Here is a 19,794-nt window from a genome sequence, read left to right on the forward strand (position 1 = left end):
TGTTTCCTGAACCGTTTTCATCCTGTTCTGCGGGGCGCCATGCAGTACAATATCCGTGTCATGCTCCGTGTCATACCATGTCCTGCTCCATCTGCCAGGCGTTTTTCACATGCACTGGCCAGCGCCAGGGCGCCATCAGGATGGCATCGAACCGGCAGAAAGCCGCCTCGCGCCGCTCCCTTACCCCGACCCGATGCGCCAGATACCACTCCGCCGCCCGGTTAATGCGGCGTTGCTGGCGTCCGGTCACGGCCTCAGCGGCCTGGGCAAGTGTAGGCCGGACCTTGACCTCAACAAATACGATCCACCGGCGGCTTTCGGCGATAATATCGATTTCACCAACCGGACATTTAAAACGGTGCCCGCGAATTCGGTAGCCTTTAAGTCTGAGAAACAGAATAGCTAGGTTTTCGGCCCATATTCCCCGCCGATAAGTCCTGTTTCTGTTCGCCTCAGACCTCATGCTCCTCAGCCTCCCCCGCCAGCTCCAGAGCCCGGCGGTACACTTCCTTGCGGCGGCGCCCCGTTATATAGGTAACGGCCGCCACGGCCTCCCTGACACTCAGTTTTTTCAGCGCCGATCTCAGCGCCTCATCCAGATCATCCTCCGTGGCCTGTACCGCCTCTGGCGGCCCAACCACCAGGACAATTTCCCCTTTCGGTTCCCCTGCCGTGGCATAATGGCACGCCAGATCATAAAGGCCATCCTGGCGGATTTCTTCGTATAATTTGGTCAATTCCCGACATACCGCCGCCGGACGATTTCCCAATATGTCGCCAAGATCCCGCAAGCTGTCTGCAAGCCGGTGCGGGGACTCATAAAATACTAGCGTGGCCGCCAGCCTTTTCAATTCTTCCACCACTTTGCGCCGCGCCGCGGTTTTCCCCGGCAGAAAACCGGCGAACAAAAAACGGTCTGTCGGCAAGCCAGCACTGGATAACGCCGCCAGAAGCGCGCTGGCCCCGGGCAGGCTGGTAACATAATAGCCGGAATCCCGGGCCGCTTTCACCAGCCGGTATCCGGGATCGGAAATCAGTGGCGTGCCGGCATCACTGACCAGCACCACCTTCTTCCCCCGCGCCAAACGGTCAAGAAGCTGCGGCAACACCCGGTCTGCATTGTGATCGTGATAGGCCACCAACCGCGCCTCAATCCCGAATCTGGACAACAGCTTCCCCGTTACCCGCGTATCCTCGCAGGCAATGACATCCGCCTGGCGCAACACAGACAGGGCCCTGAGGGTAATATCTCCTAAATTACCAATCGGCGTGGCCGTGACATACAGCCCCGGCGTAATTTTTTTATCTGTTTTTTCAAATGCTTCCATGCAAGGATTCACAACTTTGCCGTAATTCAAGGCTAGCCTAGCCCACTCATACAGGCTATTAAAGTATTTATTGGCAGGTTATGAAAGTCTTTACTGCACAAAACAGAAAATTCGGAATCTATACAGAGCCCTACCGCCAACATGATCTCTATAAGGAAGCTACCAAATATCATCCTGTTTCTCTTCGTAGGCCTGTTGGGCCTGCAGGGATGCGGTCCCAAACCGACCCCTCTTGTGCGGGATGAAGCGCCGCCGCGGCAGAAGGACACGAAGCAAGAGACCCCGGACAGGGACCAGATTCGCCAGGAAATCCGGATTGGCATGCTGGTGCCGCTCAGCGGCCCCAATTCAGTTGTCGGCGAAGCCCTGTTTAACGCCGCAACAATGGCGCTGTTTGATTCCCGCGATAAACGATTACGGCTCATTCCCGCAGACACCCGGGGCACCCAACCGGGGGCACGGGGGGCCTTCGTATCCCTGCTGGAGCAAAAGGTGGACATCATTCTGGGCCCGTTATTTGCCGACAACATTCGCGCCATAAAGGACGACGCCCGAAAGGCGGGGGTGAAAATCATCGGGTTTTCCACTGACCATACTGTGGCCGGGAACGGTGTATATCTGCTGAGTTTCCGTCCCGAGGAACAGGTCCGGCGCATTCTCCACTTTGCAGCGCTGTCAGGACATGAGCGTTTCGCCGCCCTGATCCCAGAAACCAGCTATGGCCGTCGCGTGCTGGAAGTGTTCGGCCAGACAGTTGCCCAGCTGGGCAAGGAAATGACAGCGGTGGAATTCTACAAACCGATCGCCAGCGAATTGTTTGAGCCCGTCAAAAAAATTGCCAATTATCAGCAGCGCCGCCGGGAATATCTTGACGAAGTGGAATTTCTGGAATCCCTGGGAGAGGATGACTTTGCCCGGGACCTTCTGGACGAAATCAAACATCTGGAAACCCTAGGGGATGTGGATTATGACGCGATTCTGATTCCAGAAGGCGGTGCGCTACTGCGCACTCTGGCGCCACTTCTGCCCTATTACGAGGTGGACCCGGCAAAGGTAAAATTCCTGGGAACTGGCCTGTGGGATGATGAAACCCTGCGCCATGAACCGCCTCTCCGGGGAGGCTGGTACGCTGCCCCTGCCCGTGAGCAGGCCAATCGGTTTCTGGAACGCTATGAAAAAACTTTTGGCAAAACAGCTCCGCGTCTGGCCACGCTCGGCTATGATGCCCTGGCTCTGGTCGCAACCCTGGTTCGTCCCCGTCCCATCCCGGATTTTTCCGATCACCTCCTGACAGATCCGGCTGGCTTTATGGGTATAGACGGACTATTCCGCTTTAGCGAAGACGGGCTGTGTCACAGGGGGCTGGCGGTCTATGAAATTTCCGCTGAGGGCTTTACCATGGTCAGCCCCGCCCCACAGACATTTATGCGTCCTCGGGAAGATGATCTTATGCCAGAATCTGCCTCAGAAGAGCATTCAGAAGCGGACGGCCCCGACGCGTCGTTCGAAGAGTTCCGTCCCGCCAGTCCAGAAGGCCCTGATCCACAAGATTTTCCAGCCGGGTCTGATCCAGAAAATCGCTGATCGAGCGTCCTATACGCTTTTCCACGGCTTTCAGGGATACGCCTTCCCTGAGCCGCAACCCCATCATCACCATTTCTTCCGCCATCATCAGCGCGGATAAGGGCTCCAAAAATTCTGTGGCGTGCCCATCGGCTTCTACCTGCCTCAGCCAGTCTTCCGGTTTGCGTTTCTGAGACAAGGCATACACCTTTTCTCCCATGGACAGCCGGCCATGCGCGCCGGGACCTATGCCCAGATATTCCTCGTACCGCCAATAGGCGAGATTATGCCGGCTTTCCTCGCCGGGTCTGGCATGGTTGGAAATCTCATAAGCCGGGAGTCCTGCTGCTGCGCAGATATCCTGGGTAATGTCATACATGTCCGCCGCCACCTCTTCCTCCGGCAGGCGCAACCTGCCCCGGTGATAGGCATTGTAAAAAGCGGTGCCCTGTTCAATGGTAAGCTGATACAGCGACAAATGGTCCACCGCCAGCTCCAGAGCCTCCTGCAATTCCTGTTCCCAGTCGGACAGGCTTTGTCCCATGCGGGCATAAATCAGATCAAAACTGTGACGCCGGAAATATTTTTGTGCCAAGTCGATGGCCGTCCTGGCCTCGGCAACGTCATGTTCCCGGCCCAGCGCCTTGAGATCCGCATCTCTGAGGGATTGAACACCAAGAGACACCCGGTTAATCCCGGCAGCCGCAAAATCCCGGAATTTGCCCGCTTCCACGCTGGTGGGATTGGCTTCCAGAGTAATTTCTACTGTCTCCTCCAATTGCCAGTGATTCCCAACACGCTCCAGAATCCGCCCGACAGTGGTCGGCGACATCAGGGACGGTGTACCGCCTCCAAAAAAAATACTGGTGACCCGGCGCGGCCCGGCAAAAGTGGCAAAATAATCAAGTTCCCGGCACAACGCCTCGGCCCAGGCTGTTTCGTCAATGCGGGCGCGCACATGACTGTTAAAATCACAATAAGGACATTTGGACCGGCAAAACGGCCAATGCACATACACCGCAAGAGGCGGCATCTGGGTTTTATGCGTTTTCAAAGCAGGCCCTGATCAGTTTGCGAAAGGCATCCGCCCGGTGGCTGATGTCATGTTTTTCCGCGGGCTCCATTTCTCCAAAGGTAATCTCATACCCGTCCGGCCGGAATATAGGGTCATAGCCAAACCCCCTTTCTCCACGCGGCGGCCAGACCAGCACACCGAACACCCGCCCTTCAAAGGTTTCCACATGCCCTTCCGGCTCCTCCCGGCTTGGCGGCCAAGCGAGGCTCAACGCACAACTGAAATGGGCATGGCGCTTATCCACGCCTTTTTCCTCAAGGCACTGGTGCAACTTTTCCATACCATAGGCAAAATCCCGCTTGCCAGTATCCGGGCGCACCGCCCACCGGGCCGAATGCACGCCCGGCTGACCGTCAAGTGCACGCACCACAAGCCCGGAATCATCCGCCAGCGCCACCAGACCCGACGCCTTGGCCGCAGCCCGGGCCTTGAGTTCGGCATTTTCCATAAAGGTGGTGCCGGTTTCTTCCGGTTCGGGCAGGTCCAGTTCCGCCGCAGAATAGATGTCCACCCCGTAAGGTCTCAGAAGGTCGGAAATTTCCCGCACCTTCCCGGGATTATGGCTGGCCACTACAAGCTTGTCCTGAGTAAACTTTCTAGCCATGACATCTTTACCAGAGCTTATTTTTGCACTGCGGCCCGCTGCAAACTCACCAATTGCCCGACCCCGATTTTCGCCAGACGCAGCAACCGCAACAGTTCTTCTTCACTGAACGGGTCTTCCTCGGCAGTGCCCTGAATTTCCACAATACGTCCATCGCCGGTAAGCACAAAATTGGCATCGGTTGCCGCGGCACTATCTTCCTCATAATCCAGATCCAGCACCGGCACCCCATTGTAAATGCCACAGGATATGGCGGCAACCTCGGTCTTCAGGGGAATGGTTTCAAGTTGCCCCTGCTCCACCATATTTTCAAAACATTCATAAAGCGCCACATAAGCCCCGGTAATGGCCGCCGTACGAGTACCGCCATCTGCCTGGATCACATCACAATCGATGCGGACCTGGCGTTCACCAAGGGCCTCAAGATCACAAACCGCGCGCAAGGCCCGGCCAATCAGCCGCTGAATCTCCTGGGTGCGGCCGGTCTGCTTGCCCCGGGCGGCTTCCCGGCCCATACGCTGATGTGTGGACCGAGGCAACATGCCATATTCCGCCGTTACCCATCCCCGGCCCGTATCCTTGAGAAAAGGCGGGGCTTTGTCTTCCAGGGTCGCTGTGCACAGCACATGAGTATTTCCGAAACGGGCCATGCAGGACCCTTCCGCATATCTGGAAAATCCTTTTTCCAGTTTGACGTCGCGTAATTGATCGGGGGTACGGCCGGAGGGACGCATAATTATATGTCTCCTGAATATTTCGGTGAAAAGGTCATTAATGCTGTCAAGCTGTTCGGTTCCTGCCTGTTCTTCTAACGTGAACTGTTCCCATCGTCCAGACCTAACGCAGAAAAACCACAGGTAAAACGCATTTTTCACCGGGAGTGACATTGAAATTCTCCGAGGGAAGAATAAATTCAGGAACATGCTACTGGAAAAACTGAATGACAGATCGCGGGATATTTTCCGTCGTATTGTGGACACCTATCTGTTGACGGGTGACCCGGTGGGCTCGCGCACCCTGTCGAAACAGATTAACCCGCCGCTTTCCCCGGCCTCCATCCGCAATGTCATGGCGGACCTGGAGGAAAGCGGCCTGATTTATTCTCCGCACACTTCCGCCGGACGCATTCCTACGGAAGCGGGATTGAGACTGTTTGTGGACGGCCTTCTTGAAGTGGGCAACCTGTCCGAGGAGGAACGCACCACCATTCGCATCAAATGCCATGAAAGCGGCACCCGGCTGGAAGACGTTCTGGACAAGGCCACCGGATTGTTGTCCGGCCTGTCCCATTGTGCCAGCGTTGTCGTGGCCCCCAAGGCGGAACGCCCCCTGAAACATATTGAGTTTGTCAATCTGGGATCGGGGCGGGCCCTTGTGGTGCTGGTCAGTGAAGGCGATGACGTGGAAAACCGGATTATCGAGATTCCCGCAGGCCTGACGCCATCCGCCCTGATCCAGGCCGGCAATTATCTCAGCACTCGGATGGTGGGGCGCACCTTCAGCGAAGCCCGCAAAATCATTGAGGAGGAACTGAAACAACACAAAGCCGAGCTGGACGCCCTCACCCAGCAGGTGGTAGAACAGGGACTAGCGGTACGCACGAGCACAGATGCTCATGACGAAGGCACGCTGATTGTCCGTGGCCAGGCCAATCTGCTGGAGAATCTGGAGGCCATGGAGGATCTGGAAAAAATCCGGCTTCTGTTTGAAGATCTGGAAACCAAAAAGGATCTGGTCAACCTTCTGGATCTGGCCAGGGAAGCCGAAGGCGTGCGGATTTTTATCGGTTCTGAAAATAAACTCTTTTCCCTGTCGGGTTCATCTGTTATCGCTTCGCCCTATATGGATGCCAACAACAATATTCTGGGCGTTATTGGCGTGATTGGACCGACCCGACTGAACTATGCCCGTATCATTCCGATGGTGGATTATACGGCCAAGGTTATCGGTAACATTCTTTAGGAAACTGACTGGTATGGATATGAACGAGACGACAAATCACACCCCGGAAAAACCGGAGGCCGAAACGGAAAAACAGAGTCAGGCAGAAGGAAAACAGATGTCAGAAGAACAAACGTCTGCGAAAGCTTCCTCTGATGCTGCAAATCCGGAGGCGCCGGCACAGAAAACAACGCCTGAAAAAGACCCTCTGGAAGCGGCACAGGCGGAGATCGCCGAGCTCAAGGACAAGCTGCTCAGGGCCGTGGCGGAAACGGAGAACCTGCGGCGTCGCGCCGAACGGGAACGTCAGGATGCGGCCAATTTTGCGATTACCAATTTCGCCCGTGATCTGCTTTCCGTCGGCGACAATCTGCGCCGGGCTCTTGAAAGCCTGCCCGAGGGTGCCGAAAAGGATGAAACCATGAAAACCCTTCTGGACGGGGTGGAGATGACCGAACGGGAGCTGCTCAACAGTTTTGAAAAACACGGCATCCGTAAGATTGACCCCAAAGGGGAAAAATTTGACCACAATTATCATCAGGCCATGTTTGAAGTGCCAAACAGCGGCGAGCCGGACGGCACTGTAGTTCAGGTCATGCAGGTGGGCTATGTCCTGAAAGACCGGTTGTTGCGACCGGCCCTGGTGGGGGTTGCCAAAGGCGGCGACAAGGCGCAGCCGTCCCAGGAGCATGTGGACACCACCGCCTGATCCCCTCAGACACATGATATTCACCCAAAAGGCCGGCTCGAAACCTCGCGACCGGCCTTTTTCTCTGCTGGAGTGAATTGCAATCGGATAGAATCGTCATTACATGGCGCGCCATGACGCAGGCTCTCCGGAATAAAAACCTAAAACAGGATAGATGCCTCGGTCCCCCATTCGCCAAACACTCTAATGGTGTTTATGGTGTCCATCCTGGTGAGGGAGGGGGGTGATGCCCTGCGCCTCGGAAGCGGCCGGCGGGTTCATCATCACTTCCGCCTCTAGTGTCACTTGAGCGTGCTTTTCAAAAGTCAACGTCAGGGGAAATTTCTGACCAGGCAACAGCTTGTCCTTCACGTCAAATATCATGACGTGGTATCCGCCAGGCTGGAAGGTCAGCCTGCCGCCGGCCGGAATTTCCACCGCAGTCACCTGACGCATTTTCATCACCCCGTTTTCCATTTTATGCACATGCAGTTCCGCACGCCCTGCCAGTGGGGTTGAGACGGCCAGAAGCTGCTCTGGCATATTTGTCTGATTATGCAGATCAAAATAGACGGCACCCGGACGCCCCGCCACCAGCACAGGTCGCGCCCAAGCCCCTGAAACGACAATATTTTCCCCTTCGGCATGGACCCCAAAAGGCATCAGCAACCCTCCCACGACCATAAGCAGTAATAACCGTATTTTTTGCATAAAACCTCCTATTTGACCTGAAATACCCGCGCGGGCAGAAATATCTGATCTTTCTATAGCAGGTTCCTGCCCTCTGAAACATACAGTTTTCTGCCGTAAAAAGCATTTTTTCTGCTCTGGTGACTTGCAGCCTTCAAAAAGCAACTTATATAAGCTGCATACAACGCGATCGGCCTGTAAAGGCGGCTAGAGTTTTATTACAGATGGTAAATATGGTGTTCCGTCAGGTGCTTTTATATGGTCTTTCGGAACAGCCGAATAAAAGAGGATTAAAATGGGTAAGGTAATTGGAATTGACTTAGGGACCACAAACTCCTGCGTGGCCATTATGGATGGCGCCAAACCGAAAGTCATTGAAAATGCCGAAGGCGGCCGCACCACACCGTCAATGGTAGCCTTCACGGAAGATGGTGAAAGACTTGTCGGGCAACCCGCCAAACGGCAGGCCGTCACCAACTCCGAAAATACGTTTTTTGCAATTAAACGGCTGATTGGCCGCCCCTATGATGACCCTGCCACCAGAAAAGATATGGAAATGGTGCCTTACAAGATCATCAAGGCAGACAATGGGGATGCCTGGGTGGAAGCCCGTGGCAAGGAATACAGCCCGAGTCAGATTTCCGCCTTCATTCTTCAGAAAATGAAGGAAACCGCGGAAAACTATCTGGGCGAAAAAGTGGAACAGGCCGTCATCACGGTTCCGGCCTATTTCAATGACGCCCAGCGCCAAGCCACCAAGGACGCCGGGCGGATTGCCGGACTTGAAGTTCTGCGTATCATCAACGAACCCACAGCCGCGGCTCTGGCCTATGGTCTGGATAAGGAAGACGGCAAGACCATCGCCGTTTATGACCTGGGCGGGGGGACCTTTGACATCTCCATTCTGGAAATCGGCGACGGTGTGTTCGAAGTGAAATCCACCAACGGGGATACGTTCCTCGGCGGGGAAGACTTTGACATGCGGCTGGTGGAATATCTGGCTGAAGAGTTCAAGAAAGAAAACGGTATTGATCTGCGCAATGATAAAATGGCGCTGCAGCGTTTGAAGGAAGCTGCGGAAAAGGCGAAGATCGAACTGTCCAGCTCTCAGCAGACCGAAATCAACCTGCCCTTCATCACTGCGGATCAGTCTGGTCCGAAACACCTGACCATGAAACTGACCCGGGCCAAACTGGAAACCCTGGTGAAGGATCTGGTGGACCGGACCATCGCCCCTTGTAAAGCCGCGCTCAAAGACGCCGGCATCACCGCTGGCGAAGTTGACGAAGTGGTTCTTGTGGGGGGGATGACCCGCATGCCGAAGATCATCGAAACGGTGAAGGAATTCTTCGGCAAGGAACCCCATAAAGGCGTTAACCCGGATGAAGTGGTGGCCATGGGCGCCGCTATCCAGGCCGGGGTGCTGCAAGGGGACGTGAAAGATGTGCTGCTGCTGGATGTGACACCGCTGTCTCTGGGGATTGAAACCCTGGGTGGGGTGTTCACCCGTCTGATCGACCGCAACACAACGATCCCAACCAAGAAATCCCAGGTCTTTTCTACGGCCGAAGACAACCAGACGGCCGTGACCATCCGGGTGTTCCAGGGGGAACGCGAAATGGCGGCCGATAACAAACTTCTTGGCCAGTTCGATCTGGTTGGCATTCCGCCCGCCCCGCGTGGCGTACCGCAGATCGAAGTGACCTTTGACATTGACGCCAACGGTATCGTGAACGTCTCAGCCAAAGACAAAGGTACCGGCAAGGAGCAGCAGATCCGCATTCAGGCCTCTGGCGGTCTCAGTGAAGAAGAAATTGAGAAAATGGTTAAAGACGCCGAAGCCCATGCGGAAGAAGACAAGAAACGCAAGGAACTGGTAGAAGCCCGGAACCAGGCGGAAAGCCTTGCCCATTCCGTCGAGAACCAGCTGACGGAGCATGGCGACAAGATTTCCGCCGAGGAGAAAACCGCCATCGAGGACGCCGTCAAGGCGGCCAAGGATGCTGCTGCGGGTGATGACAAAGAGGCCATCGACCAGGCCGTGCAGAATCTGCAGCAGGTGGCCATGAAACTGGGTGAAGCTGTTTATAAGGCCCAGGGTGAGGACGCCGGTGCTGGCGCCGGAGCCGAAGGCACCGGGACTACGGACGGTTCCGATGATGATGTTGTGGATGTCGATTTCGAAGAAGTCGACGACGACAAGAAATAACAGCTCATCATGCGTGAACGCGTCTTCGCGTATATGTTCGATCTGATTTGACCGGCCGCCCCGTTTTCGGGGCGGCACGGCCGTAATTGGTGAACGGGACAAGGGGTAGTCATCGGGGTAGTCATGGCGAAACAGTGTTATTATGAAATTCTTGGAGTGGATCGCACGGTTTCTTCGGCAGAGCTGAAAAAAGCCTTTCGGAAGAAAGCCATGCAATTTCATCCGGACCGTAATCCCGGTGATTGCGAAGCTGAAGCCAGATTCAAGGAAATCAACGAAGCCTACGACATACTCAAAGACGAGCAAAAACGGGCCGCTTATGACCGTTATGGTCATGCCGCCTTTGAAAATGGCGGGATGGGCAATCATGGTGGCGGTGGATTTGGCGGCTTTGAATCGGCATTTTCCGATATTTTTGAAGACCTGTTCGGGATGGGAAGCTCCCGCGGGCGTCGCGGCAACCGGGGGCGACGCGGGGCAGACCTACGCTATAATCTGACCATTACTTTAGAAGACGCCTTTACCGGCAAAGAGGAAAAAATCACCATTCCGCGGGCCGAACTCTGCGGCGAGTGTCAGGGCAGCGGTGCAGAAGCCGGCAGCTCCCCCGAAGTCTGCATGACCTGTAATGGCATCGGCAAGGTTCGCACTCAACAGGGTTTTTTCATGGTCGAACGAACCTGTCCCGCCTGTCAGGGTCGGGGGCAGGTGATCACCAGCCCCTGTAAAAATTGTCACGGCGCCGGCAAAGTCGAAAAACGCAAAACCCTGTCCGTCAAGATTCCCGCTGGTGTCGAAGACGGCACCCGGATCCGGCTTCAGGGAGAAGGCGAATGCGGCAGCCGGGGGGCCCCGAACGGCGATCTTTATATTTTTATTCATATGGAATATCACCCGATTTTCCAGCGGGACGGTTCGACAATTTTCTGTGAAGTTCCCATCCCCATGACCGTGGCGGCGCTGGGCGGGGAAATCGAAGTGCCGACCGTTGACGGTCAAAAAACTGCGTTGAAGATCAGCCCCGGCACCCAGACCGGCAAGCAATATCGACTGCGCGGTAAAGGCATGCCGATCCTGCATTCCTCCCAATATGGCGACATGGTCATCCAGACCCGGGTGGAAACTCCGGTCAACATGACCAAAAAGCAAAAACAGCTGCTCCGGGAATTCGCTAATGAATGCGGCGATGATGTGAGTCCCGAATCCTCAGGATTTCTGAACAAAGTCAAGGAGTTGTGGGACGACCTGACAGACTAGAGTGAATTGAGCCACCCTATGCCCCATTCATTCTAGCCCCATAAGATCTCGCTAAGCAGCTCAGAAAATCCAGACCGATTCGTCTTCCCCGGTGTCGGGATTAAGTTCAGGGCCGAGTTCAGGATCAGCCCCCTGTCCCTTAACCTCCCCTTCTCCCAAAGCCATTTTTTCAACAATCGGAACATACCGCCCATCCAACAGGCGATACTGAAACTGTTGTTCAATGGTCCACATGATCCGACGGTATAACGATTCCGCAGAAATCGGTTTGACCAGAAACTGATTCACCCCGGCGGCACGTGCTTCTTGCACCCGGGTCAATTCACTATAGGCACTGACGGCGATTACCGGAATAAAACAGGTTGGGTAGTTTTTTTCGGCCCTGAGCACCTTGACGAATTGCTCACCATTCATGGGGGACATCCGCCAATCGGTCAAGATCATATCCGGCGTATGGGTTTTCAGTATTTCGAGCGCTTCTTCCCCGCCTTGTGCCACGACAAGCTGCCTTACCCCGAACGCCTTCAGCATAACCTGCAACAGGCTGATCATGTTCTGATTGTCATCAATCACCATCAATGACAGAGTGGAGAGATCATATGTTTTCATCACAGAGTTTTATGTTTTTATCATCTTTGTCTCGTTTACAGGGGACAACCAGCAGGCCTAACCGCGCTTTGCCCATCTGCGGCCTGAGCGGGAAACTTTATAGATCCGGTTAACGGCACAGATTCAGTTAGCAGGACCGACTCCTACAAAATCGCGGCCCTGTTTCACAAATCTTTTCGAAGCTTGTCCATCAACCGAATCGCCAGATCAGCCTCCTCTTCTGACAATATGTCAAAAATTTCATCCACCCAGATTTTGTGATACCCAATGGCCTCATGGAGGATGTCGCGCCCTTTGGAGCTGAGGGTTACCGTCTGCACCCGGCGATCCTTGCGGGAAGTCTTTTTCACCACCCAGCCTTTTTCAGCAAGACGTCCAACCATACCGGTGCTGTTGGCATTGGAGACCAACAGCGACCGCGACAGGTCCGTCATGGTCAGACCTTCCGCCCCAGCACGATCAATAGCCACCAAGGCGTCAAACTGTGCCAACGTCAATGGCGTCTGTTTGGACATCCGTTGATTCAAATCTTGTTCAATAAGTTTCGTGGTGCTCAGCATCCTGATCCAGAGCTGCAAATATTTTGGATCTTGCGTTTCCATTTATTGTCGTTTTCCCTTGGTCCGCTGATCAGGGCCGGAACTCTGTTGCCAAATCCCTTCATATCCCCTTCTTGGTATCCACAGATTACCGCCGCAAAGAAATAACTGCAAGCCCGGCTGCCCGTTTCCCTAGAGATAAATACAAAAATCGTCAAAGAAACCGCTTCATCAGACAACATGACAGGACGATCAGGGAAATAATTAATTAATATATTAAATATTTCTTTGCGAATGCCGCCTCTCATGTTATTTTAGCGCATAATGGAGGATCAAAACATGCAGCCAAATATTCTCAGCCCGCTGACCATCAATGGCATGACATTACCCAACCGGACCGTTGTTCCAGCTATGGTTACACGGCTTTCCGGTGAGGACGGTTATGTCAATCAGGACATTATTGACCGCTATGTGCGATTTGCTGAGGGGCGCGTCGGCCTGATCGTGGTTGAGGCCATGGCGATCCACCACTCCAAATCCGGCCCGCTATTGCGGCTCTCCGATGACAAATTTATCCCCGGCCATCGTGATCTGGTGCAACAAGTCCATGACACCAGCGACTCCAAAATCGTACCGCAAATCATTCATTTTATGAAAGTGGCCCGGTCCGGCTGGCGGCAAACCATTGACATGCTGGAAGAAGATGACATCAAAAAAATCATCGCGGATTTCGGGGCAGCAGCAGCCCGGGCGCGCGAGGCCGGTTATGATGGCATCGAGCTGCATTCCGCCCATGCCTATACCCTGTCTTCCTTCCTGTCGCGTCATAACAAACGCCGCGACCGGTATGACGGACGCACACTGGAAGGGCGCCTGCGCATGATCGGGGATGTGGTGGCCGAAGTGCGCCGCCAAGTGGGACATGATTATCCGGTGGGCGTGCGGTTCCTGGCTGATGAAATGATCAAGGACGGCTACACGCTGGAAGATTCCCGTCTCATTGCCCTGCGCATGGCCCAGCTGGGTCTGGATTATATCTCGCTCTCTGTCGGTGGCAAATTCGAGGATGCCATCAAAAAAGAAGGCCAGCCCCCCTACCCCTATACCGGATATTCCGGGGAACGCTGTATGCCGGGGGCCACCTTTCCCAAACTGCCGCATTATCAATATGCCTCCAGCATCAAAAAGTTCATTAATGAAAAAGGCTATAACGTACCGATCATCTCCGTCGGAAAAATCAATGATCCCGCCGACGCCAACTGGTTGTTGCGCGAAGGCCATGCGGATCTGATCGGTATGGCGCGGCAGCTTCTTGCGGATCCGGACTGGCCCAAAAAAGTGACCGAGAACCGCCAGGACGATATCGTCAAATGCGTCTATTGCAATGTTTGCAAACAGCTGGATGAAAATTTCAAGGAAGTCACCTGCTTCCTGTGGCCGAAACACCACAAACAGGCTCCGGCCGATGATCCGGCAGCGCAGGCGCCAGCCTGGACCGGCGAAGCCCCGGTTCTTGAAGCCAGCTATGACAACGGGACCGTCCATCTGAAATGGCGTCGGCCCGATACGGGTCAGGCCGCCGGGTATGATGTCTATCGTTCCGAAGGCGGCGAAGTCAAGATCATCGAAGCCATGAAAGGCCACAAATACGCCGACAAACTGGTGCTGGAAGGCCTGGAATACCAGTACTTCATCCGCGCCTATGACAGCAGCGGCAAGGCCAGCAAACCGTCCAATACGGTTACAATCAGACCCGGCGCGGCCCTCGCCGCCGCAGAATAGTCTTGCGCCGCCTTGCCTTGAGGCAAAAAAGCCCGTATTCCTCGTCAAGAACACAAAAACGAGGATATACCGTGAGCACTCCCTATGCCGGTTTTACCGAAGATGCAAATATCGTAGTCCGGGAACTGACCCGGTTTCTGGAACAATCCAGGAGCCGGGCGTATCCGGCCATTCATCAGAAACCGCTGGGCGACATTGTCGATGCCCTGAAGCTGGAAGATCTGCTCAGCCAGGGCGGCCTGGCTGGCGAGACCCTGGAACACTTTCTCAAAACCTATCTGATCAACACCACCCGGCTGCATCATCCGGGGTATCTGGCGCATCAGGTCACGGCTCCCCATCCCACCGGGGCCCTTGGTTCGCTGATTGACGGTTTCAGCAACAATCCCGGCACGATCTATGAAATGGGGCCGGCCGCTACCGCCATTGAAATCTTCATGACCAACTGGATGCTAAAAAGGATCGGCTGGACGCCCGCGCCTTATGACAGTGCGCAAAGCGCCGCACAGGAGCATGGCGGCGGGGTGCTGACCCATGGTGGGTCCCTGGCCAACCTCACAGCCCTATTGGCGGCGCGCAGCCATATGGTTCCCGACTTCTGGAAAAAGGGAAACCCCGGCAACCTGGTGCTGCTGGTACCGGAACAATCCCATTATTCCCTGAAACGCAGCGCCGCCATTCTGGGTTATGGCGAGGACAACTGTCTTGCCCTGCCAGCCGACAAAGAAGGCCGGGTCGATGCCGAACGTTTGCCTGAAATTCACGATCAGCTCAGTGCAGAAGGCAAAAAAGTCGTAACCTTAGTCGCCAATGCCTGTGGCACAGCGGCCGGATTGTATGATCCGCTGGAGGAAATCGCCCGCTTCTGCCGGGACAAAGGGATCTGGCTACATGTGGATGCGGCCCATGGCGGCGGGGCACTGCTGTGCGAGGAGTTGCGCCCTCTCACCCGCGGTATTCATTTGGCCGATTCCGTAATCTGGGATGCGCATAAAATGCTGCGCACCCCGGCGGTCTGTGCCGCTGTTCTGGTGCGCGATCACCGCACCCTTGACCGGGCATTTATGCAAGACGCCAGCTATCTGATCCATGAGAAGGATCAGCCAGGTTATGACTTGCTGCATCGCCATGTGGAATGCACCAAGGCGGCATTGGGGCTACGGTTTTTCATGGCCTTCGCGGCAATGGGAGAGAAGGCCATGGCGGACTATATTCTGGATCGGGTACGCCTTGCCCAGGATGCGGCACGGCTGATTGCAGAAGATGCGGCGCTTGAACTTGCCGTCATGCCGGAAACCAACATTGTCTGTTTCCGCCTGCCAGGGGATGACGAGCTGCAACTCACGCTGCGCAAGCGGCTTCTGGAACGGGGTGATTATTATATTTCCTCTACCATGTACAAGGGAAAGCGCTGGCTCCGGCTTGTGTTTATGACACCTGAAACCACGTTGGAGGACGTGCGGAACATGCTGGAAACGATCAAGGCGCTTCGCGCGGAACTGCCCTGACCCTTGCCGGGAACCTGCAAGGGACAATGCACAATACCTACCAGAAATATCAAAAAGGAGCCGGCAGAAAACCGACTCCTACGATAGTTTCGTCTGCTCCTATCCCTTATGGCCCGACTTTTTCCCCCCGCGGGGACATGCGGATGAGGACATTGTCCTTTTTGATAAAGTGATGATACAGGGCCGCGAAAACGTGCAGAACAAAAGCCAGCAACAAAAGCTTGGCGGAAATTTCATGCAGCTCTTCAAAAAATTCATGCATCTCATGATCCTTACCAAGCAGGACGGGCATCTGGAACAGCCCGAAGACGTCCACCGGCTGGCCATTATAGGTGGTGCTCATGAACCAGCCGGACAACGGCATCGCCAGCATCAGCACATAAAGCAATAGATGCACCCCATGGGCCAGATATTTTTCCCAGACCCGCATGCTTTCCGGCAGACGCGGAACCGGATTGCTCAACCGCCAATACATTCTGAACAGAATAAATAACAGCGCGATGACGCCTAAGGATTTGTGCAAGGCATAAATCCCGAACTTATAATCCCGCTCTTCCGGGGTCGTGGCCGGAAGGCCATGCATGTAATCCCCTGCAAGCCATAACCCCACAATCAGCAGGGCCATGATCCAATGCACCCAGATGGCCATACGGCCGTAATGTGTTTCAGTATTCCGGATGGTCATTTTCTTATCCCTTTCTACTCATACCCCATACATGATAAGGGGATAACCTGAAGTGAAACTGAAAAATACAAACATATTTCGGTATTTGATCCCACAATTTTAGTTTTCGCGATTTCATTTTCGACGCCGGAATTTTTCCAAAACCCCCGGCAGGTTCAGCAAAAGCCAGACCGGCACCACAATCACGGCCCCCAGTAAAATGTAATCTATGGCCCAACGCAACCCGTTCCAGAGCAGCTCAAAAATATGACCAATGGTTTCCGGAACTTCGCGGATCAGCTCCGCAGGGGTAATATCAAAATAGCTGAGCACCAGCCCCATGATCAACGAGGCCAGAAGCAGTTTCCAGATCAGTCCCACTGTGGTTTTGGTCAAAGGCAATCCCCTGGTGGTTTCAGCGTCTCAAGACCCGTTGCTTTGCTGGCGGGCAAGTTCTTTTTCTTCCATGTCATAGCGTAATTGACGCATTAAATCATCTACGGCGCGTTTTTGCGCCGCAGTCAGGCGAGTGGTATGGGAAATCAGCGCCAGTTCATTGAGGGCCTGCTGATAGGCCTTGGCGTCACTGTCAGCCACAACCTGATCAATACGCTGGCGCATCTCATCGGGCATGGTCGCAAAGGCGTCCACCAATCTTTCCTCCACCGTTTTTTTATGTTTGGTTTCAAAATTATCGCAACCCGTTAGGCTAAACGTCACCGCCAAAGCCAGAAACGCCATCACCAAACCCAAGATACGCATTTTCGTGATCCCTCATTGCCACCGGCGCAAGATATTAAAATATTATTGTCTGTGAACAGACTATCGACAGAGCCCGCAAAAAACAATCCCCGACAGATTTCTTTATGCTGTCGGGGACTGTAGGATTGAGTGTTTCGGGAAAGACCGAAAAAAAACTGAAAAAGGTCTATTTAAAGACGATCTCCTCGGCAATGCGCTCTCCCAGAATGGTGCGCAAGGCGCCCCGGTCAATGGTGGCTTGTTGGGCCTTGTCCATGGACCCCATGACTTTTTCAATCAACTTGTCCCAGTCATCATAGGACCGGTCAAAAACCGCCCAGTTCTTGTATTCCACCATCAGGACAAGATTGGCCCGTCCTTTGTCCGTTCCAATCATGTTGAACATTTTATAGGACAGGACATTGCCGGCTTTCTTCTCTTCTTCCATGAATTTGCGCCAGACGTTTTTCAGATCCGCCAGATAATCATCATACATTCCGGGTTTGGTTTCCACCAATGTGATATGCCAGGGATGTTTTTTGTCATATGCCCGGTCTGCGGCTATGGCCGCCGTGGAAAACGTGCTTGCAATTATGATCAGCAATACTGTTTTGAAAATTCTAGACATTTGTACCCTCCTTTTTCCCATAGGTCGATAATAAGAGGCCATCGGAACTGGCGTTCCGATGTGCCCCAGCCATGCTTGTGCAAAATGGCTCAAATAAAGATTACGGGTACAGATAAAAGGTACGTATACAATGAATATGTTCTTAGCATACCCCAAAGCGTATAAAAAAAGAAGCATTGTATGACAATTACAACGCTTCTTTAGTTTATTCATTTTAATAGTCTGTCTTCTAAGACAGCTCAGCCCTTAGGATGCCAACGGCTCTGCACAACCCGGTAGCGGTTGGACACATAGGCCGTATCGCTGAGCGCCGCATTGGCCGCCGGATTGGCGCCGGTGGCATGAAAATCACTAAAGGCCGCCGTCTGGTTGACAAAAACTCCGCCGGTGAGGTTGAAAGACACGGCCACACCAGCCTCGCAGGCCACCTCTTCCGCCTTGGCCAGCACCTCGTCAGAGGTGGAATAAATACCAAAGCTGATGGCGCCATGATTTTTAACACTGGCTTCAACCGTTTTCAGGCTATCATCGGTATCCTTTGTGGACACCACAAAGGAAATCGGCCCAAACAGCTCTTCCGTATAAGAGCTGTCATCGGTCGCCCGCAAAATCAGGGGGGTGCGGATCCGGGCATTGTCAAAGCCCTTCATGGGCACCGCACGGGGCGCCAGCAGCACATTGTCGCCAGCGGCATATTTTTCCAAGCGCTGCATCGTCGCGTCACTCTGAATGGCCCCCAGTACGGCAGCGGCCCGTTCATCGTCGCTGTTGAATTTTTCCACCCCCTTGGCGATGGCCTCAGCCACTTCATCAAAACTCTTGTGGCCTTCGTCGGTCTCGATGCCACCTTCGGGAATAAAGATATTCTGCGGTGTGGTGCACATCTGGCCGCTATATAGCGACAGGGTGAAGGCAATGTTGCCAATCATGCCGCGGAAATTATCAGTGCTGTCAATGACGATGCAATTGACACCAGCTTTCTCCGTATAAACCTGGGCCTGTTTGGCGTTTTCCTCAAGCCAGTTGCCGAATGCACTGCTGCCGGTGAAGTCGATCAGTTTCACCTCCGGCCTGAGCGCCAGCTCCTTGGTGATCGGCGCCGCGGCATCATCCACGGCCAAGGTAATTACATTGGGATCGAACCCTTCTTCTTTTAACACCTCACGGGCAATCTTGACCGTAATCGCCAGCGGCAATACCGCGCCGGGGTGCGGTTTCACAATCACCCCATTACCGGTCACCAGATCGGCAAACAGTCCCGGATAGCTGTTCCAGGTGGGGAAAGTGGAACACCCGATTACAAGACCGATGCCGCGCGGCACGATGGTGAATTTCTTGTCCATGACCAGCGGATCCCGCTTGCCCTGGGGCTTCACCCAGTGGGCCATGGCCGGGGTCCGTTTCATATCCTCATAAGCATAAGCGATCGCCTCAAGACCGCGATCCTGGGCATGCGGGCCGCCGGCCTGAAACGCCATCATGAACCCCTGACCGGTGGTGTGCATCACGGCATAGGCCATCTCAAAACTGCGTTTATTGACACGATCCAGAATTTCCAGACAGATTCCGGCGCGGGTGTCCACATCAGCCCGGCCCCAGTCTTTACGCGCTGCCTCAACCGCGCTGACAAGCTGATCCACATCCACCTTGGGATAGGTCACGCCCAGATCAAAACCGTAAGGTGATTTTTCCCCACCAACCGTACCGGATGCCCCGGGCAGGTCAAGGTCGAAAGCCTTGTTAAGATATCCCTTAAAGGCGACTTCCCCGTTCTTGTTGGCATCTTCGCCATACACTTTCGGGCTCGGCATTTCCGGATAGGCCGTCCAGTATTCCCGGCTGCGGCTGGCCGCAATGGCTTTTTCCAGGGTGTCCTTGTGTTTTTCGAAAAGGGGTGAAGCTGACATATTCTTATCTCCTGAGCATGTAACTAGAGCCTGTGATCGGTCCGATCGTCCCGATCTGATC

19 protein-coding genes and 1 pseudogene are annotated in these 19,794 nt (G+C 54.3%); 7 read left to right on the forward strand and 13 right to left on the reverse strand.

Annotation, left to right across the window (positions count from 1 at the left end; translation table 11 throughout):
- Positions 1–70: 70 nt before the first annotated feature.
- Positions 71–463: a YraN family protein gene (locus FE788_RS09855; protein ID WP_138380479.1), complete on the reverse strand. Its 393-nt coding sequence runs from the start codon at positions 461–463 to the stop codon at positions 71–73.
- Positions 453–1,328: a 16S rRNA (cytidine(1402)-2'-O)-methyltransferase gene (gene rsmI, locus FE788_RS09860; protein ID WP_138380480.1), complete on the reverse strand. Its 876-nt coding sequence runs from the start codon at positions 1,326–1,328 to the stop codon at positions 453–455. Before rsmI ends, FE788_RS09855 begins: the two co-directional genes overlap by 11 nt.
- A gap of 141 nt (positions 1,329–1,469) precedes the next feature.
- Between rsmI and FE788_RS14385 the strand changes: the two are divergent.
- Positions 1,470–2,168: pseudogene (locus FE788_RS14385) on the forward strand (penicillin-binding protein activator); the annotation flags it as partial.
- Between the two features lie 607 nt (positions 2,169–2,775).
- On the opposite strand, the gene hemW reads toward FE788_RS14385, so the two are convergent.
- Genes hemW through rph form a run of 3 tightly spaced genes read right to left on the reverse strand, consistent with a single transcriptional unit; the run spans position 2,776 to position 5,304 of the window.
- Positions 2,776–3,945 (reverse strand): radical SAM family heme chaperone HemW, encoded by a 1,170-nt coding sequence (gene hemW, locus FE788_RS14285; protein WP_246057907.1) that lies wholly within the window; start codon positions 3,943–3,945, stop codon positions 2,776–2,778.
- Positions 3,932–4,570: an RdgB/HAM1 family non-canonical purine NTP pyrophosphatase gene (gene rdgB, locus FE788_RS09875; protein ID WP_138380482.1), complete on the reverse strand. Its 639-nt coding sequence runs from the start codon at positions 4,568–4,570 to the stop codon at positions 3,932–3,934. Before rdgB ends, hemW begins: the two co-directional genes overlap by 14 nt.
- 17 nt (positions 4,571–4,587) lie before the next feature.
- A complete protein-coding gene (rph, locus tag FE788_RS09880) occupies positions 4,588–5,304 on the reverse strand; it encodes a ribonuclease PH (RefSeq protein WP_138380483.1) in 717 nt (238 codons plus the stop codon).
- Between the two features lie 187 nt (positions 5,305–5,491).
- Here rph and hrcA point away from each other — a divergent pair, with 187 nt between their 5' ends.
- A complete protein-coding gene (hrcA, locus tag FE788_RS09885; RefSeq protein ID WP_138380484.1) occupies positions 5,492–6,532 on the forward strand; it encodes a heat-inducible transcriptional repressor HrcA in 1,041 nt (346 codons plus the stop codon).
- A 19-nt stretch (positions 6,533–6,551) separates the two neighbouring features.
- Positions 6,552–7,220, forward strand: a complete 669-nt coding sequence (gene grpE / locus FE788_RS09890) for a nucleotide exchange factor GrpE (protein ID WP_138381356.1) — start codon at positions 6,552–6,554, stop codon at positions 7,218–7,220.
- Positions 7,221–7,403: 183 nt separating this feature from the next.
- Here grpE and FE788_RS09895 read toward each other — a convergent pair whose 3' ends face one another.
- Positions 7,404–7,910 carry a copper chaperone PCu(A)C gene (locus FE788_RS09895; protein WP_138380485.1) on the reverse strand — a complete coding sequence of 169 codons (507 nt, stop codon included), beginning with the start codon at positions 7,908–7,910 and terminating at the stop codon, positions 7,404–7,406.
- 274 nt (positions 7,911–8,184) lie between these two features.
- Between FE788_RS09895 and dnaK the strand changes: the two genes are divergently transcribed.
- Complete coding sequence (dnaK, locus tag FE788_RS09900) at positions 8,185–10,098, forward strand: molecular chaperone DnaK (protein WP_138380486.1); 1,914 nt, start codon at positions 8,185–8,187, stop codon at positions 10,096–10,098.
- A 123-nt stretch (positions 10,099–10,221) separates the two neighbouring features.
- On the forward strand, positions 10,222–11,355 hold the full coding sequence (dnaJ, locus tag FE788_RS09905) for a molecular chaperone DnaJ (RefSeq protein ID WP_138380487.1): 1,134 nt from the start codon (positions 10,222–10,224) through the stop codon (positions 11,353–11,355).
- A gap of 60 nt (positions 11,356–11,415) precedes the next feature.
- On the opposite strand, the gene FE788_RS09910 is transcribed toward dnaJ, so the two are convergent.
- Together FE788_RS09910 and FE788_RS09915 are read right to left on the reverse strand one after the other, a co-directional pair.
- Entirely contained in the window at positions 11,416–11,964 is a 549-nt protein-coding gene (locus FE788_RS09910; RefSeq protein WP_138380488.1) for a response regulator, read from the reverse strand.
- Positions 11,965–12,128: 164 nt separating this feature from the next.
- A complete protein-coding gene (locus FE788_RS09915) occupies positions 12,129–12,566 on the reverse strand; it encodes a MarR family winged helix-turn-helix transcriptional regulator (protein WP_138380489.1) in 438 nt (145 codons plus the stop codon).
- 276 nt (positions 12,567–12,842) lie between these two features.
- Between FE788_RS09915 and FE788_RS09920 the strand changes: the two genes are divergently transcribed.
- Positions 12,843–14,285, forward strand: coding sequence for an oxidoreductase (locus FE788_RS09920; RefSeq protein ID WP_138380490.1), 1,443 nt, complete (start codon positions 12,843–12,845; stop codon positions 14,283–14,285).
- Between the two features lie 71 nt (positions 14,286–14,356).
- Positions 14,357–15,793, forward strand: a complete 1,437-nt coding sequence (locus FE788_RS09925; RefSeq protein ID WP_210413881.1) for a pyridoxal phosphate-dependent decarboxylase family protein — start codon at positions 14,357–14,359, stop codon at positions 15,791–15,793.
- Positions 15,794–15,899: 106 nt separating this feature from the next.
- Here the strand turns inward: FE788_RS09925 and FE788_RS09930 are convergent, their stop codons facing one another.
- The 5 genes from FE788_RS09930 to paaN form a co-directional block, all read right to left on the reverse strand.
- A complete protein-coding gene (locus FE788_RS09930) occupies positions 15,900–16,478 on the reverse strand; it encodes a cytochrome b (RefSeq protein ID WP_138380491.1) in 579 nt (192 codons plus the stop codon).
- 114 nt (positions 16,479–16,592) lie between these two features.
- Positions 16,593–16,853, reverse strand: a complete 261-nt coding sequence (locus tag FE788_RS09935; RefSeq protein WP_138380492.1) for a DUF6460 domain-containing protein — start codon at positions 16,851–16,853, stop codon at positions 16,593–16,595.
- Between the two features lie 27 nt (positions 16,854–16,880).
- Positions 16,881–17,219 (reverse strand): hypothetical protein, encoded by a 339-nt coding sequence (locus FE788_RS09940; RefSeq protein WP_138380493.1) that lies wholly within the window; start codon positions 17,217–17,219, stop codon positions 16,881–16,883.
- 166 nt (positions 17,220–17,385) lie between these two features.
- On the reverse strand, positions 17,386–17,826 hold the full coding sequence (locus FE788_RS09945; RefSeq protein WP_138380494.1) for a hypothetical protein: 441 nt from the start codon (positions 17,824–17,826) through the stop codon (positions 17,386–17,388).
- A 239-nt stretch (positions 17,827–18,065) separates the two neighbouring features.
- Positions 18,066–19,733, reverse strand: coding sequence for a phenylacetic acid degradation protein PaaN (gene paaN, locus FE788_RS09950; RefSeq protein ID WP_138380495.1), 1,668 nt, complete (start codon positions 19,731–19,733; stop codon positions 18,066–18,068).
- Between the last annotated feature and the right edge of the window lie 61 nt (positions 19,734–19,794).

Origin of the sequence: Luteithermobacter gelatinilyticus (assembly GCF_005849285.1) — a bacterium.
Lineage (GTDB): Bacteria > Pseudomonadota > Alphaproteobacteria > Sphingomonadales > Emcibacteraceae > Luteithermobacter > Luteithermobacter gelatinilyticus.